The organism is Coprococcus sp. HPP0074, from assembly GCF_964238105.1.
Classification (GTDB): domain Bacteria; phylum Bacillota; class Clostridia; order Lachnospirales; family Lachnospiraceae; genus Faecalimonas; species Faecalimonas umbilicata.
Window position 1 is genome coordinate 168,388 of the sequence record NZ_CAXSKS010000003.1, and the last position, 15,639, is coordinate 184,026.

General features: G+C 41.7%; 21 protein-coding genes. 18 read left to right on the forward strand and 3 right to left on the reverse strand.

From position 1 onward, the window contains the following. Window position 1: 1 nt before the first annotated feature. Entirely contained in the window at window positions 2–199 is a 198-nt protein-coding gene (locus ACESPO_RS05215; RefSeq protein WP_008976772.1) for a helix-turn-helix transcriptional regulator, read from the reverse strand. A 270-nt stretch (window positions 200–469) separates the two neighbouring features. Continuing rightward, on the reverse strand, window positions 470–1,825 hold the full coding sequence (locus ACESPO_RS05220) for an MATE family efflux transporter (protein ID WP_499788557.1): 1,356 nt from the start codon (window positions 1,823–1,825) through the stop codon (window positions 470–472). 225 nt (window positions 1,826–2,050) lie between these two features. On the opposite strand from ACESPO_RS05220, the gene tnpA reads away from it, so the two are divergent. The 11 genes from tnpA to ACESPO_RS05275 all read left to right on the forward strand — a co-directional run bounded on the left by tnpA (window position 2,051) and on the right by ACESPO_RS05275 (window position 8,441). Further along, the gene (gene tnpA, locus ACESPO_RS05225) at window positions 2,051–2,473 is read left to right on the forward strand and encodes an IS200/IS605 family transposase (RefSeq protein WP_008977698.1); all 423 of its coding nucleotides are present in this window, start codon (window positions 2,051–2,053) and stop codon (window positions 2,471–2,473) included. After that, entirely contained in the window at window positions 2,473–2,916 is a 444-nt protein-coding gene (locus tag ACESPO_RS05230; RefSeq protein WP_331678728.1) for a helix-turn-helix domain-containing protein, read from the forward strand. The genes tnpA and ACESPO_RS05230 overlap by 1 nt, the downstream gene beginning before the upstream one ends. Then, window positions 2,909–3,391, forward strand: coding sequence for an RNA-guided endonuclease TnpB family protein (locus ACESPO_RS05235; protein ID WP_499788558.1), 483 nt, complete (start codon window positions 2,909–2,911; stop codon window positions 3,389–3,391). The genes ACESPO_RS05230 and ACESPO_RS05235 overlap by 8 nt, the downstream gene beginning before the upstream one ends. A gap of 244 nt (window positions 3,392–3,635) precedes the next feature. After that, window positions 3,636–4,277 carry an HAD family hydrolase gene (locus ACESPO_RS05240; RefSeq protein WP_016439673.1) on the forward strand — a complete coding sequence of 214 codons (642 nt, stop codon included), beginning with the start codon at window positions 3,636–3,638 and terminating at the stop codon, window positions 4,275–4,277. Beyond that, window positions 4,274–4,864: a Maf family protein gene (locus tag ACESPO_RS05245; protein ID WP_320619461.1), complete on the forward strand. Its 591-nt coding sequence runs from the start codon at window positions 4,274–4,276 to the stop codon at window positions 4,862–4,864. Before ACESPO_RS05240 ends, ACESPO_RS05245 begins: the two co-directional genes overlap by 4 nt. A 224-nt stretch (window positions 4,865–5,088) precedes the next feature. Further along, window positions 5,089–6,279 carry a coenzyme F420-0:L-glutamate ligase gene (locus ACESPO_RS05250; RefSeq protein WP_008976766.1) on the forward strand — a complete coding sequence of 397 codons (1,191 nt, stop codon included), beginning with the start codon at window positions 5,089–5,091 and terminating at the stop codon, window positions 6,277–6,279. Window positions 6,280–6,487: 208 nt separating this feature from the next. After that, window positions 6,488–6,640, forward strand: a complete 153-nt coding sequence (locus ACESPO_RS05255) for a hypothetical protein (RefSeq protein WP_320619460.1) — start codon at window positions 6,488–6,490, stop codon at window positions 6,638–6,640. A gap of 33 nt (window positions 6,641–6,673) precedes the next feature. Beyond that, a complete protein-coding gene (locus ACESPO_RS05260) occupies window positions 6,674–7,222 on the forward strand; it encodes a hypothetical protein (protein ID WP_320619459.1) in 549 nt (182 codons plus the stop codon). 14 nt (window positions 7,223–7,236) lie between these two features. Beyond that, complete coding sequence (locus tag ACESPO_RS05265) at window positions 7,237–7,833, forward strand: RpiB/LacA/LacB family sugar-phosphate isomerase (RefSeq protein WP_320619458.1); 597 nt, start codon at window positions 7,237–7,239, stop codon at window positions 7,831–7,833. A 1-nt stretch (window position 7,834) separates the two neighbouring features. Further along, window positions 7,835–8,011 (forward strand): hypothetical protein, encoded by a 177-nt coding sequence (locus ACESPO_RS05270; RefSeq protein WP_320619457.1) that lies wholly within the window; start codon window positions 7,835–7,837, stop codon window positions 8,009–8,011. Then, the gene (locus tag ACESPO_RS05275) at window positions 7,959–8,441 is read left to right on the forward strand and encodes a hypothetical protein (RefSeq protein WP_320619456.1); all 483 of its coding nucleotides are present in this window, start codon (window positions 7,959–7,961) and stop codon (window positions 8,439–8,441) included. Before ACESPO_RS05270 ends, ACESPO_RS05275 begins: the two co-directional genes overlap by 53 nt. Before the next feature lie 113 nt (window positions 8,442–8,554). Here the strand turns inward: ACESPO_RS05275 and ACESPO_RS05280 are convergent, their stop codons facing one another. Next, complete coding sequence (locus ACESPO_RS05280) at window positions 8,555–9,340, reverse strand: AraC family transcriptional regulator (protein ID WP_320619455.1); 786 nt, start codon at window positions 9,338–9,340, stop codon at window positions 8,555–8,557. A gap of 189 nt (window positions 9,341–9,529) precedes the next feature. Between ACESPO_RS05280 and ACESPO_RS05285 the strand changes: the two genes are divergently transcribed. The 7 genes from ACESPO_RS05285 to ACESPO_RS05315 all read left to right on the forward strand — a co-directional run bounded on the left by ACESPO_RS05285 (window position 9,530) and on the right by ACESPO_RS05315 (window position 15,488). Continuing rightward, window positions 9,530–9,985, forward strand: a complete 456-nt coding sequence (locus ACESPO_RS05285) for a MarR family winged helix-turn-helix transcriptional regulator (RefSeq protein ID WP_009263142.1) — start codon at window positions 9,530–9,532, stop codon at window positions 9,983–9,985. 200 nt (window positions 9,986–10,185) lie between these two features. Beyond that, the gene (locus ACESPO_RS05290; RefSeq protein ID WP_120092173.1) at window positions 10,186–11,523 is read left to right on the forward strand and encodes an MATE family efflux transporter; all 1,338 of its coding nucleotides are present in this window, start codon (window positions 10,186–10,188) and stop codon (window positions 11,521–11,523) included. 149 nt (window positions 11,524–11,672) lie between these two features. Continuing rightward, window positions 11,673–11,840, forward strand: coding sequence for a hypothetical protein (locus tag ACESPO_RS05295; protein WP_008976757.1), 168 nt, complete (start codon window positions 11,673–11,675; stop codon window positions 11,838–11,840). Window positions 11,841–11,919: 79 nt separating this feature from the next. After that, window positions 11,920–12,177 carry a hypothetical protein gene (locus ACESPO_RS05300; RefSeq protein WP_120092170.1) on the forward strand — a complete coding sequence of 86 codons (258 nt, stop codon included), beginning with the start codon at window positions 11,920–11,922 and terminating at the stop codon, window positions 12,175–12,177. Next, on the forward strand, window positions 12,143–12,844 hold the full coding sequence (locus tag ACESPO_RS05305; RefSeq protein WP_008976756.1) for an HAD family hydrolase: 702 nt from the start codon (window positions 12,143–12,145) through the stop codon (window positions 12,842–12,844). The genes ACESPO_RS05300 and ACESPO_RS05305 overlap by 35 nt, the downstream gene beginning before the upstream one ends. Before the next feature lie 21 nt (window positions 12,845–12,865). Continuing rightward, complete coding sequence (locus ACESPO_RS05310) at window positions 12,866–14,296, forward strand: MATE family efflux transporter (RefSeq protein ID WP_320619454.1); 1,431 nt, start codon at window positions 12,866–12,868, stop codon at window positions 14,294–14,296. Window positions 14,297–14,354: 58 nt separating this feature from the next. Then, window positions 14,355–15,488: a glycerate kinase family protein gene (locus tag ACESPO_RS05315; protein WP_016439684.1), complete on the forward strand. Its 1,134-nt coding sequence runs from the start codon at window positions 14,355–14,357 to the stop codon at window positions 15,486–15,488. Window positions 15,489–15,639: the final 151 nt, after the last annotated feature.

Consider the following 15,639-nt stretch of genomic DNA (forward strand, 5'->3'; position numbering starts at 1 on the left):
GTTACTCAACCTCCCAAAATAAATCGTCTAATGTTTTGCCCAAAGCCTTGCAGATTCGGATACATAGTTTCAGCGAAGGATTGAAATCTCCGGCCTCAATCATACCGATCGTCTGTCTGGTCACATCGGTCATCTCTGCAAGCTGGACTTGCGAAAGCCCTTGTTCCATGCGGGCAATCTTTAGTTTCATATTTTTCATATACGGTTAAGAATCTCCCTTCCAGCCAGTAGATGCAATGCATGCTGCTGACTTGATTTCTGTCTTCTTGTCTTCAGTATATGAAATATATAAAGGTATGTCAAGTATATATTGCATTTTGTGTAATATAGTTTGCATACAGGGCGCCGTAAAAGTTTTTTTGAAAACAAAAGAAGACAGAAACATTGTAAAGTAAATACGAAAAGTCTTGCTTTGCTCAGTTTCTGTCTTCTGTATTAAATTTTCAAAGGTATCTGTCTGACTAGCAGATTAATTCCGCCTGTCAAATCCATGGATCCAGTCTGCTTTAAAATAGTAGATGATAAATAAAATCGAACTTAATGTCCAGGTGATCGGGTATGCCCAGAAGATGACTTTAATATCTGGGATGATCCGGACAGCGACGGTAATGTAAGATACACGGATTATGCACCAGCAGATCAGCATAACGAACATCGGTATCGTAGATTTTCCAGTCCCGCGGAGGATTCCGGCAATACAGTGCGAAAATGCGAGGAGGAAGTAGAACAAAGTAATGGTACGTGCCTGTGCAGTTCCAAAAGCTACCACCTGTGGATCATTGTTAAATGCGGCAACAAGGTATGGAGCGGTAAAGAAGATAATGATTCCGACAATCTCTGCCATAGTAATGGAACAGAGCACACCGAATTTTGCACCTTTTTTTGCACGTTCGTACTGTCTGGCGCCGAGGTTCTGGCTGATAAAGGTAGTCAGAGACAGTGCAAAGCATGTGATCGGCAGGAAGCCAAATCCCTCGATCTTTGAGTAAGCACCGCAGCCGGCAACAGCCATTTTCCCAAAGGAGTTGATGTTGGACTGCACGATGACATTTGCGAAAGAAATGATCGAGTTCTGGAAGCCAGAAGGAAGTCCGTTAGAAATAATCAGCTTTAGCATTGGAAAGTCAAAGCGGATTTTCTTTAGGTCAATTTGATAATCTTCTTTGCAGCGCATCAGATGGATCAGGCAGAGGATTGCACTTAAAAACTGTGAAAGGATTGTGGCGACGGCTGCGGATCCCACACCAAATCTGAACACACCGATAAAAAGCAAATCTAGAACTACATTTGTCACAGAGGAAATGATCAGGTAGATCAAAGGATGTCTGCTGTCACCGACAGACTGAAGGATTCCAACAAAAATATTATAGAGTACAAATGCAATGGATCCGAGGAAGTAGATGCGGAAATACAGCACTGAATTTTTTAATACATCTGCGGGAGTCCCCATCCACCTAAGAAAAGTAGGTGTCATGATCAGTCCGATGGCAGTCAAAAGAATTCCTGCCACAATTCCAAAAGCAACGGTTGTGTGAATGGCATCCTGTACTTTTTCTTTCTCGCGTGCGCCAAAGTATCTGGCAATGACGACGCCGGCACCAAGTGAGATACCATTGAAAAAGCCGACCATTAGAAAAATGAGACTTCCGGAGGAACTGACAGCGGCAAGGGCATCACTTCCAAGGAAGTTTCCAACGATCAGGGAGTCGGCGGTGTTATAAAGCTGCTGGAAGAGGTTTCCAAGGAACAGCGGAATGGCAAATAGGATCATCCGTTTCCAAATGGGCCCCTCAGTCATTAAAGTAGACTTTGTTTTCGTATTCATAATTCAGATCTCTCCATTCCTAAAATAATATCTTTTCTTATTATAGCATGCCTTCTGATCAGTGAACAAAAAAGTTGTATGAATGAGAAAAATATATTATCCAATGTGTCGTAAAATCCCTTGCTTTAGCTATGGGGATATAAGGCACGTCCATCGAATTTACGCAAGTAATTGAAGATGGACAAAACAGTTGTATAAGATGACATAGCATAGTATAATACACATATGAATGTGAAATATAAATCAAACAACAATATCGTCTATTCTTGTAAATATCATGTTGTGTGGTGTCCCAAGTATAGACGAAAAGTATTAACAAATGGTGTAGATGTCCGATTAAAGGAACTGCTCCTTGAGTATGCTGCAAATCTTTCTGTAGACATTCTGGAAATGGAAATCATGCCAGACCATGTACACATACTCATGGAAGTAGCCCCGCAGTTTGGAATCCACAAAGCTGTAAAATCTCTAAAAGGATATACTTCTAAAGTATTGAGAAGTGAATATCCGTTTTTAAAGACAAGAATGCCTACCCTGTGGACGAACAGCTATTTTGTGTCTACAGTGGGCGGTGCTCCTTTGGAAGTCATTAAGCAATATATTGAAAACCAGAAAACATCACAACGGCAAAAGGATAAGTTAGGATAATGCAAAAAGGTATAAAATTCAGAATCTACCCAAACAAAGAACAGCAAAATATCATCCATCAGACTTTAGGTTGTTGCAGACTCATCTACAACAAAGGTCTTGCTATGCGTAACGAAGCCTATGAGAAAGGTGATAAAGTTGGCTATTCACAGACTTCTGCAATGCTGACAGGCTTAAAGAAAAGTGATGATTTTGCATTTCTTAAAGTGGTAGATTCCATTGCCCTGCAACAATCCTTGCGTGACCTCGACAGAGGTTTTGTAAATTTCTTCCAAAAACGTGCTTCACATCCGACTTTTAAGAGTAAACATAACCGCCACCAGTCCTACAGAACCATCAATCAAGGCGACAATATCCGCATTGCAGGAAAATATTTAAAACTTCCAAAGCTGGGATATGTTAAAGCTCGTCAGTCGATGGAAATTGGAAAAATCCATGCGTAAACTCATGCGTGAACAACGGAAACTGTCACGCAAAGAAAAAGGTTCAGGCAATCGCAATAAACAGCGTGTTAAAGTTGCTTTAGTGCATGAAAAGATTACTAATCAACGAAAAGATTTTCTACAAAAACAATCTACTATGCTGATACGTGAAAACCAAACCATCTGCATAGAGGATTTAAAAGTAAAAAATATGATGCGTAATCATAAATTAGCAAAGCACATAGGCTCTGTATCGTGGTCTAAGTTCTTTGATATGCTCACCTATAAATCTGTTTGGTATGGAAATGATGTTGTAAAAGTGCCAACTATGTATCCAAGCAGTCAAACTTGTTCTGCCTGTGGGTATAAAAATCCACTGGTAAAGAATCTTGCAATCCGTAGTTGGATGTGTCCTGAATGTGGAACAAAACATAACAGAGATACCAATGCAAGTATCAATATCTTAAACAAAGGACTGCAAATACAGTCAGCATAAACAACATAAAACTGCACCGTAGGGCATACGGGAACAGTATAATCTAGCTTGTGGACACTGTGTAAGACGTTGTAATACCTTTTGGTATCAGCCAACGCAGTAGTGGTTGAAGCAAGAATCCCCCTGCTTTAGCTGTGGGGAGTGTCAAAATACACAATAATTTACAACGATTGTGGAAAGAGCCAGATGAGATAAAGATATTTACAGCGGAGGAAGAAAACATTTCGAAAGAAAGGATAGAAAAATGGAAAAGAAAGGGATTATTTTTGATTTAGACGGAACGATTTTGGATTCGATGCATATCTGGGAAGAAATTGATAAGAAATTTCTTGGAAAAAGAGGACTGGAAGTTCCGGAAGATTATTTGAGAAGTATTGCGCCTCTTGGGTTTGAACGGGCGGCAGTCTATACCATTGAACGGTTTGGATTTTTAGAAACACCTGAGCAGATCATTGCAGAATGGTACCAGATGGCAACAGATGCTTATGCAAATCAAGTACAGCTAAAGCCGTCAGCAGAGGAATATCTTCGTTATCTGAAAAAACGGGGGATCAAGATTGGAATTGCAACATCCTGTGAACCACAGATGTTTTTGCCGGCATTGGAGCGAAATGGAATTTTGGATCTGTTTGAGTCCTACACAACTGTGCGAGAAGTACCGAGGGGAAAAGAGTTTCCGGATATTTATGAGAGACAGGCTGAAAAGATGGGACTTTTGCCGGAAGAATGTGCAGTATTTGAAGATATTCTAAAAGCGGTACAAGGGGCGAATGCAGGAGGATTTTATACGGTAGGTGTGTACGATGCACATTCAAAAGATGAATGGGAAGAAATCCAAAGGCACGCAGACAGCTTTATTTACAGCTATAAGGAGTTGATCAGATGAAGAAGATTATTTTAGCTTCCGGTTCGCCGAGACGCAGAGAATTGCTTGCGCAGATCGGATATACATTTGAGGTTGTGACAAGCGAAAAAGAAGAGGTATATCAAAGCACGGAACCGCAGGAAATCGTAAAGGAACTGGCGCTTTTAAAAGCAAAGGACGTGGCGGAGAAGACTGCATCGGATAGAGAAGAAGATTGTGGACAGATAATCATCGGTGCAGATACTGTTGTGGCGCATGAAGGGAAGATTTTAGGAAAGCCAAAAGATAAGGAAGATGCAGAGCGCATGCTGGAAGCACTTCAGGGGGATACCCATGATGTTTATACCGGAGTAGCTGTGATCTGCTATGACAAGGAGGGGCAAGAAGAAGTCATTTCCCATGCGGTCCAGACAAAAGTATATGTAGATGTAATGACAGAGGAGGAGATTCAGTCTTATATTGCGACTGGGGAACCAATGGATAAAGCGGGCGCATACGGAATACAAGGCAGATTTGCAGCACATATTGCAAAGATTGACGGGGATTACTATAATGTGGTCGGACTTCCGGTGTCTTATATTTATAAAGTGCTTCGGGAAAAAATCTGATTATTAAACATGGAAAAAGCCTTTGTTTTTGCGATTTGAAGGAAGTTATAGGGTGAAAAGCAGGAAAAAATAAAAAAACATAGGAATGTAGAAGAAAATCTTTTACATTCTCTTTGTTTTATATTATAATACTGTTGCAATATGCAGAGATGCCGGATTTATGATTCTGACATCCTGTGCAGGAAGCAAGTAAATTAAAGAAATAGATTTGGAGAGTGCAAAAGATGGAACGTAAAGTAGGTACTATATCAAGAGGAATCCGCTGCCCGATCATCAGAGAAGGCGACAACCTCGCAAATATTGTAGTAGAAAGTGTATTAGATGCAGCAACAAGCGAAGGCTTTGAGTTAAGAGACAGAGACGTCATCTCCCTGACAGAGTCAATCGTTGCAAGAGCACAGGGAAACTACGCTTCTGTTGAGGCAATCGCAAGTGATGTAAGAGAAAAATTAGGCGGTGAGACAATCGGTGTTATTTTCCCGATCTTATCCAGAAACCGTTTTGCGATCTGCTTAAAAGGAATTGCGATGGGCGCAAAGAAAGTAGTTCTTATGCTGAGCTATCCGAGTGATGAAGTTGGAAATCAGCTTGTATCTTTAGACAAGCTGGATGAAGCAGGAATCAATCCATACAGCGATGTACTTACTTTGGAGAAATACAGAGAACTGTTCGGAGAGAATAAGCATGAATTTACAGGTGTAGATTATGTAGAATATTACGGACAGCTGATCAGAGAAGCAGGTGCAGAAGTAGAGATTATCTTTGCAAACAATCCGAGAACAATCTTAGATTATACAAAGAATGTAATGACTTGTGATATCCACACAAGAGCAAGAACAAAACGTATTCTCAAAGCAGCAGGTGCAGAGCGTGTATGCGGAATGGACGACATCCTGACAGCGCCGGTAGATGGAAGCGGATGCAATGAGAGATATGGTCTGTTAGGCTCTAACAAGTCTACAGAAGGCATGATCAAGTTATTCCCAAGAGAGTGCCGTGATCTTGTAGATGAGATTCAAAAACAGATCTTAGACAAGACAGGAAAACATGTGGAAGTAATGGTATACGGAGATGGAGCATTTAAAGATCCTCAGGGAAAAATTTGGGAATTAGCTGATCCGGTTGTATCTCCGGCATTCACAGACGGACTTCGCGGAACTCCGAACGAAGTAAAATTAAAATACCTTGCAGATAACGATTTCAAAGATTTAAGCGGAGAAGCTTTAAAAGAAGCAATTTCCAAGAGAATCAAAGAAAAGAGTGACAATCTTGTCGGAGATATGGCTTCTCAGGGAACGACACCGAGACAGCTCACAGATCTGATTGGTTCCCTCTGTGACCTTACAAGTGGTTCCGGAGACAAAGGAACACCGGTTGTGTTAGTGCAAGGATACTTTGATAACTACACAAACTAGTGTAAAAAGCAGAAACGATACAGCAGTAAGAACTGTTAAAAGTTTATAAAGACTGGAAATGAGGCATTGTCGATGATCAGAAGATCATTTGGCAATGCCTTTTTCAATAGTTCAAAAAATGCAATATTTTGTATAAAAAGCACAAGAAAATGTGAAAGAAAGGTGATACGATACAGTTAGATGAAACAGCAAAGGGAGGAAAAGAACTATGGAAATTAAAAAAGAGAATATGGAGTGGCTTGCAGAAGCGATGCACTATGTAAAGAGCAAAGTGAATGAGAGTCTGCCAAAGTATTCAACAGTTTTTCCGACATCAAGTTCCGAAAACCTGATTTATGGAGAAATGGGGAATAAAGATTAGACAGAAGGATTTTGGACAGGGATTTTGTGGCTTTTGTATGAAGACACAAACGAGGAAAAGTATCTTTCTGCATTGGAGACATTGCTCCGCACATTTCAAGAGAGATTAGATCAGAACATTGGTTTAAATACACATGATATTGGATTCTTATACTCTTTATCCACACTTGTGGGTTATAAAATTACAGGAAATGAAAAGGCACTGGAGTTCTCGGTGCGCGCTGCAGATTATCTTATGGAACGATACAGTGAAAAGACTCAGATTATTCAGGCATGGGGCGTTTATGGATTTGCGCTCAGCTATGCACATACGGGAATTCTTGCATGTGGGCTTCTGGAATTAAGTAAGCACCTTCCGGTCTTAGATCCAAGAAAGAAAGAATATGAGGAAACGGCAGTTCAAATTGTGAAGTCACTGTTTGAAAATTATACAACGGAGAAAGATCTTTCAAATGGGATTATCAAACATGGAGTATATGCAATTCCATTCCATGTTGGAGTCGATGAATGTTGTATCTGGGGAGACTATTTTTATGTGGAAGCATTAATGCGTTTAAGAAATGTCTGGAATATGTATTGGTAAGGGAGAAGAATGAGATGATTCTGCATGCGTTGGAAAAAGTAGCATCCGAAAAAGGGTTTTCGGTAGACAATTATGGGATGTATTCTGCAGAAGACGAGTGTCAGTTGACATATGTGCAGGTTGGGATTCTTGCAGCAGTTTTATTAAATGCAGGGGCGGCGGACTATGTGATCACCGGATGCGGAACTGGTGAAGGAGCTATGCTTGCATGTAATTCTTTTCCAGGTGTGATTTGTGGACATGTAGAAGATGCATTAGATGCTTATACATTTGCACAGATCAATGACGGAAATGCAATTGCAATCCCATTTGCAAAAGGATTTGGATGGGGTGGAGAACTGAATTTGGAGTATATCTTTGAAAAACTATTCGCAGAAGAGAGTGGACAAGGATATCCAAGAGAGCGTGCAGTTCCGGAACAGAGAAATAAGAGGATTTTGGATGAAGTAAAAAAAGTGACTTACAAAGATCTGCCTACAATCTTAAAAGAACTTGATCGTGATCTTGTGAGAGGGGCATTGCAGGGGAAAAGATTTGAGGAACTTTTCTTTGCGAATTGCAAATGTGAAACGCTGGCAGAATGTGTGAGAGAAATTTTGAAGGAAGATTAAGATGTTAAAAGTAACAATAAAAAATGCCGAGGGACAAGAAATATTAAGTAAAGAGGGAGAGCAGGAAATTGCATTTCTCTGTGAACGAACTTATGAAGAGGGGGATCGTATTGTAGTGGAAAGCAGTGAGAAAAACTTACCGAAATCTGGCGCTGAATGTCAACAATCAGTCATGTAGTACAACTTGTTATCCACATGTATCTGCAAATGTAGAAACGAGAGGAGAAGCTGTCTTTGCAGCAGTCAATGTAGTTGACGGAGTGACTGCAAATGAAGGACATTGGAAGTGGCCGTTTCAATCGTGGGGAATTAATCGTCGTGAGGATGCGGCGATCAAGATTGACTTTGGAAGAGAAGTGGAGATCGATCGGATCATTCTTTATACGAGAGCAGATTTTCCGCATGATAGTTGGTGGGAGCAGGCTACAATCCGTTATTCGGATGGAAGCACAGAGAAAATTTCGATGAAGAAGAGCATACTTCCACATGAATTTATGATTGAAAAAAGGAAAGTGAGCTGGATAGAACTGTGCGATCTGATCAAAGCAGACGATCCATCGCCATTTCCGGCGCTGACACAGATTGAAGTGTACGGAAACGACTTGTAAGTGAAGAAAATTCCAAAAAAGTTACCACATCCTTCAGGATTGCGCTAACTTTTTTTCTGTTGCGGTTTTATTTGGGTTTGCAGGATGCTGTGTATCTAAAGCCGCTCGGAATATTAAGAAGAAAACTGCGAGTATTTCTTCGGTGAGATGCCGACTGCCTTTGTAAATGTCTTCAGGAAGTTACTGTAATCGTTGAACCCGCATTCCTCACATGCCTCATTGACCGATTTTCCTTCAGCAAGCAATGACTTTGCGATCGTGATTCGTTTGGCAGTAATATATTTGTTGATCGTTGTCCCGGTCGCAGATTTGAAAATGCGGCACAGGTAGGAAGGACTCAGATAGAAATTTTCGGAGAGTTCTTCGATTGTCAGTGGATTCTGAATGTGCTGGTTGATATAAGTCAGAATCCGGTCAACCTGCTGGTGCTGTGTCCAGCGCACAGAAGATGTGACAGGAAGATTGTTGTCAGAGAAAATTTTATTCAAAAATACCATTAATTCTGTGAACGTGGCTTTCTCTATAAGATCTGCGCCGAATCCATCTGTGCTGACAAGTTTATGAATGAAGTACTGAAAGAGCTTTTGCTCCTCGGCATTCAGAGAGCGCTTGTGCAGATTTGGATTGGAAGCATCACGAGAAGAAAAGCAGTTATCCAGGTTGGTCTGCCCAGAAGAAAGCTGTTTTAAAAAGTCTGGGAAGATAGATAAAACAATCCGCTCATGGACTTTCTCATCAATATAAGTTAAATGGTGGCTTTCATACTGATTAATGAAGAAAATATCCCCTGGTTCGATGCTGTAGAACCGGTTATCATCATTGTATAAGTGGGAAACAGCAAAAGTTTTCTGATCTAAACAAGAAGCGATTGCTTCTTTACATGAATGTTGTAATTCCATATCAAACCTTCTCAAAATTTGATAAAATTATAGCAGATTTTGTGGATTTTTACAATTCGTCTTTGGGTGATTGTACTCTTTTAAAAAGTATTTGCTGCCTTTTTCGGAAAACACCTGCTGCCGTATATTGACATTCTAGGAGCGTCAATTTATAATCAACAATTAGGGGACTAACAAATGGAGGATAATATGGAACGGGACATTGCGATTGGCAGAATAATCGGCATTTTGTCAAATCAGATCAAGAGACAATTTGACAGTTCTGCCTCAAAGACAGGTGTGACCGGAGTGCAGGGACGGGTGTTGCATTATCTTTTGGGACAGCCAAGAGAACAGGAGATTTTTCAGAAGGATCTGGAGGAAGAGTTTAATTTAAGAAGATCTTCAGCTACGGGTATCTTACAGCTTATGGAGAAGAACGGATATATCGAACGGGTTCCGGTGGAATATGATGCGAGATTGAAGAAAATAGTAGTACTTCCGAAAGGGTTGGAGGCAAGTGCGGCAGTGGATGAGGATATACGATATGTAGAATCTAAGCTGCAAGATGGCCTGACAGAGGAAGAATTGGAAATTTTTCGACGGGCAGCAAAGAAGATGCTAAGAAATCTTCAACAGTCGAGGGATGGAGAAGAAAAAGGATAATTTTATCTTGTAAGGGAAAAGAGCGGATAGCTGCAAGGCTAAAAATAGAATTGACAAGTGAAAATAACCGTGCTATTCTGTTACGGTGTAAAATAAAGTGCCGGATGGGCTATAAATTTTTTCTGTTTCTGATTTAAACAGAAAAGATTTATAGCCTTTTTGTGTACTAAAAAAGGAAAAGATAAAGGAGGAATTGTTAAATGAAACAATCAGAAAATCAAATGGGAACGAAAGCAATTTTTCCTCTCTTGATGGGGATGTCTGTTCCACCGATGATTTCGATGCTGATTCAATCTTTATACAATATCGTAGACAGTATTTTTGTAGCTAAGCTGGGAGAGGAGGCGCTTACAGCAGTCTCTCTCGCTTATCCGCTTCAGAATTTAGTACTTGCCGTGGCGGTAGGACTTGGTGTAGCAACGAATGCAGCGATTGCAAGAAATCTTGGAGCAAAAAAAAGTGAGGAGGCAAATGATGCGGCGGCACATGGGCTTGTACTGACAGGTATTCATTCGATATTTTTTATTTTGCTTGGAATCTTTTTTACAAAACCATTTTTGCAGATGTTCACAGATAATCCGACTGTGCTGGAATGGTCCTGTCAGTATTCTTATATTGTAATCTGCCTTTCGTTTGGATCGCTCTTTCATATTGAAATTGAAAAGATGTTTCAGGCGACAGGAAATATGTTTTTACCGATGATCATGCAGGGGGTGGGAGCGATTGTGAATATTATCCTTGATCCGATCATGATCTTTGGACTGTTTGGATTCCCGGCGATGGGAGTACGGGGAGCAGCGACAGCGACGATTCTTGGACAGTTTTCCGCGTGCATGTTATCCATCATCTTGTTTTGTAGACACAGTGGAGGGCTTCAGATTCATATGAAAGGATTCCGCATGAAGGGAAGGATTGTCAGACAGCTGTATCTTGTGGCAGTTCCATCTACGGTGATGATGTCCCTTCCGTCTATCCTGATTGGTGTTTTGAATGGAATTCTAGGAGCTGTTTCCCAGACAGCAGTTGCGGTACTTGGAGTATATTTTAAACTTCAGATGTTTGTCTATATGCCGGCAAATGGAATCATTCAAGGAATGCGTCCGATCATCAGTTACAATTATGGAGCAGGGGCTAAGAAGAGGCTTCATGAGACAATTAAAGTTAGTGTGCTGGTGACAGCGGTCATTATGGCAGTGGGAACGATTTTGTTTATGGGATTCCCGGAGCCGGTTCTTTCTTTGTTCAGTGCCACAGAAGAAATGCAGAAGATGGGAGCACAGGCGCTTCGGATCATTGGAACTGGATTTATTGTATCTACATTAGGAACAGTATTTGCTGGTGTGTTTGAGTCGATGGGAAAAGGAATTGCGTCTCTGATCGTATCTCTGTTACGACAGCTGGTCATCATTGTTCCATGTTCTTTGATGCTGATCAAGGTGATGGGAGTTGCGGGAGTGTGGTTGACATTTCCAGTATCAGAGGCAGTGGCAGCAGTTGTTGCCTCTATTCTTCTGTACCGTATGATGAAGAAAATTTAGCATGCATAGTTTAGGGCGGCTGGATAGCACCTGTCCACAATCTTAAAGAAAGATTCAGAAAAACAAGGTGGAATTTTTCAGAAAAAAGTAGTAAAATATAGGAAAGATACAGAAAATAAAACCGATACGCACAAGAAGGGGGCGTCAGTATGAATCAGGAATTGATCAGACAGTTAAAATATGTGAAGCAATGCATTGTAAACAAAGAAATGCGTGGAAATGACTGGGAGGAACAACAGGAGGCTGTCAACAAGTTGGAAGAAGTCATTAATTATCTCAAAGATGAAGAAGGGAAAGCGGTCGAGTTCGATTCTTGATCGGCGAGACGTGGCAGCCGACTTAAAGAATGTGAATCGTATATAGAAGAAAGTAACGGCAGAGAAGGGAAGACCGATTTTGCCGGATGGAAAATCCCCCTGGGCAGACAAGGCGATAAGCGGAAATCTGCTCAGGGATTTTTTGTTCCTGTTTCCAGTTGTGGACAGGAACAATTTTTATTTGCTGAGGAAATTGCTGAGATATTGCTATTCACTTTCTGGATATGATATAGTTGGTGTGGAAAAGGAATATACTGACCATTTTTGGAAGGACAAAACAGAAGAGAATAAGGGAGAGACATATGGCACAGAAGAAGATAACAGCATTGATTTTTGATATGGACGGACTGATCTTTGACTCAGAGCGCGTTGTGCAACGTTCCTGGAACCGAGCAGGAGAGGTGCTCGGAATTCCCAAAATGGGAGAACATATTTATCATACGATTGGATTTAATGTGGTGAGAAGAGAACAATATTTTCGCACAGCCATCCGGGAAGATTTTCCGATGGATAGGTTTAATGAACTGACAAGAGCATTTTTTAAAGAAATCGTAGCATCTGAAGGTCTGGCGATGAAACCGGGGGTGAAAGAGCTGCTTGCCTATGCAAAAGAGAATGGGTATAAGCTTGCGGTCGCCTCGTCTTCGAGAAGAGAACATGCGGTGAACTTGTTGACAGAAGCAGGAGTATACTCGTATTTTGACGGTAGTGTTTTCGGGGATATGGTAAAAAATGCGAAGCCGGATCCGGAAATTTATCGGACTGCCTGTGAAGTGATCCAGGCAGTGCCGGAGGAGACGGTAGCATTGGAGGATGCACCGGCGGGTGTGAAATCTGCATCAGGGGCAGGTCTTCGGGCGATTATGATCCCTGATCTTGTACAACCAGATGAGGAGACGATGAAGGATGTCTGGAAAAAGTACAATACACTTCTGGATGTCTTGGAGTTATTAAAAGAACAAGAGGCAGATAACAAAAGGAATATGTCCGGGGGGAAGGAATAAAAAGAGAAAAAGGAGAGGGAAATGAAAATGAGAGAAAAATCAAGAGAAAATCATAGTGGAAGTCAGGCTTTGGCAGGACATCGCAAAGCACTTTTTCTGACGATTCTTGCGCTGGCATGGCCGACACTTTTGGAACAGATGCTGCAGACACTTGTACAGTATATTGATGCGGCGATGGTCGGAAGAATCGGCGCAGAAGCCACGGCAACGGTCGGGATGAGCACGTCGGTCACATGGCTTGTGAACGGACCGTTGTTTGCAATGGGAATTGGATTTATGGCATTTATTTCAAGGGAAATGGGAGCAGAAGCATTTGATAATGTGAAGAGGGCATCTGTGCAGGCAGTGATCGTTACCGTGGTGACCGGAATCGGAGTTGGGGTATTGACACTTGCTGTCAGTCCGATTCTTCCAACGTGGATGGGAGTAGATCCGGCGATCAAAAAGGATGCGTCCCTCTATTTTGCGATCATCTGCCTTCCGATGCTCTTCCGCAGTGCGATCATTATTTTCGGAGCGCTGCTTCGGGCAGTGGGAGATACAAAGACACCAATGTATGTCAATGTTTGTATGAATCTTGTGAATATCGTCCTGAATTACCTTTTTATCTATGATACAAGAATGATCAAAATCGGTGGAGCTAGTGTGAAGATGTTTGGATTCGGATATGGGGCAGTCGGAGCCGGAATCGGAACGGCAGTCTCCTTTGTAGTTGGCGGAATCTTTATGACGATTGTACTTTATAAAAACCGATATGTATCTCCGGCGGGATGTGAAATCCGACCGGAGCGGGAAATTATGGAACCTTGTATTCGCGTTGGATTTCCGGTTGCGATGGAACGCATGGCTACCTGTCTTGGTCATGTCGTGTTTGCATCGCTTGTGACAGGACTTGGAACAGTGGCTTTTGCGGCGCACTCGATTGCACTGACAGTAGAACAGGCGTTTTACATCCCGGGATATGGAATGCAGGCCGCAGCAGCTACTTTGGCAGGAAATGCCATTGGTGCAAAAGACCAGAAGAGGCTACACGAATTGACAAGGATGTTGATCGTGATCATTCTTGTGATTATGACTGTATCCGGAGCGCTCTTATTTTTCATGGCACCACAGCTTTTGCAGCTGTTTACGAAGGAAAGTGATGTCATTGCACTTGGAACGGTTGTCCTTCGTATGGTTGCAGTATCAGAGCCACTATTTGGTGTATTGATTATCCTCGAGGGAATTTTCAATGGGGTAGGAGATACGGTAAAGCCGTTTTACTATGCGCTATTCAGTATGTGGTGTGTGAGAGTGTTAGGAACATTCTTCTGTGTCAAAGTATTCCATCTTGGACTGTATGCAGTGTGGGGATGCATGATCGCTAATAATGTCTGTCTGGGAAGTTTGTTTATCCTGCGATATCTGCGGGGAGGCTGGAATCCACTGAATAAAGAAAAAAGTAGAAAATAAAAATAGTAGTAGGAATCGTGATAAGTTCAGGAAGGCAATGTGGTAGTGAGGCGATCATATGAAGAAAATTGTAATAATCCCAGATTCTTTTAAGGGAACGATCAGCAGCCAGGAGGCAGGAAGAATTATTGAGGAAGAGGCAAAAAAGAGATGGCCGGATGTGGAAACAGTTCGGATGGAAATAGCGGACGGAGGGGAGGGAAGCGTGGATGCTTTCCTCTCTGTTTTAGATGGGGAGAAAAAACAAGTCAAGGTGAGGGGACCTTATGGCGAGCAGGTGGAAAGTTTTTATGGGAAAATAAAAGAAACAGCAGTCATTGAAATGGCAGCAGCGGCAGGACTTCCTCTGGCAGGGGAACACTTAAATGCCGGGGAAGCTACAACTTATGGGGTTGGAGAGTTGATTTTAGATGCGCTTCAGGGAGGAGTGAAGAAAATCATATTAGGACTTGGGGGAAGTGCTACAAACGAAGGGGGTGCTGGTGCGCTTGCGGCATTGGGAGTTAAATTTTTGAATGAGAGAGGAGAAGAATTTATTCCGGTTGGGAATACTTTACATTGTATTAAAAAAATTGATCTGTCAGAGCTTGACCAACGAATAAAGGAAACGGAAATTTTGGTTATGTGTGATGTCAGTACCGTTTTGTGCGGAGCAAACGGAGCAACTGCAATATTTGGACCACAGAAGGGGGTAGAACCGGAGGAAGTTTCCAGATTAGATTACGGATTGAGACATTTGGCAGAGAAAATATATGAGGTGACCGGAAAGGAAATTTTGCAATTAGAAGGAGGCGGAGCTGCCGGGGGAATGGGAGCCGGCATTGCAGCGATTCTTGGGGGAAAGCTGATGAGTGGAATTGATGTTATGCTGGATACGATCACATTTGAGGAGGTTTTGAAAGATACATCCATGGTAATTACTGGGGAGGGAAAGATTGATGGACAGAGTTCCTATGGAAAAGTAATTTCAGGGGTAGCGAAACGGGCAAAGAAATATCAGGTTCCGGTGATCGCACTTGCGGGGGCAGTTACAGAAGATGCAGATCTGTTGTATGAGATGGGAGTCAGTGCAATGTTTGGGATTAATAGAAGAGCATTGTCATTTGAGGAACTAAAAGCGACAACGAAAATGGATTTGAGAAAGACAGCAGAATCAATCTTCCGTTTGATGGATCTGTCCTCAAAAGTTTAGTTTTTTTTCACTTGACGATGAATGAAATTTGACAGATAATAGAGTTCGATTTAGAGAGAGGAACATAGCAGGACGAAACAGGCGCACTTGTGGCTGTCGGAAGAGGAAAGAAGAAAAAATATATTGAAATAGAATGAAAGAAGAGGAGAAT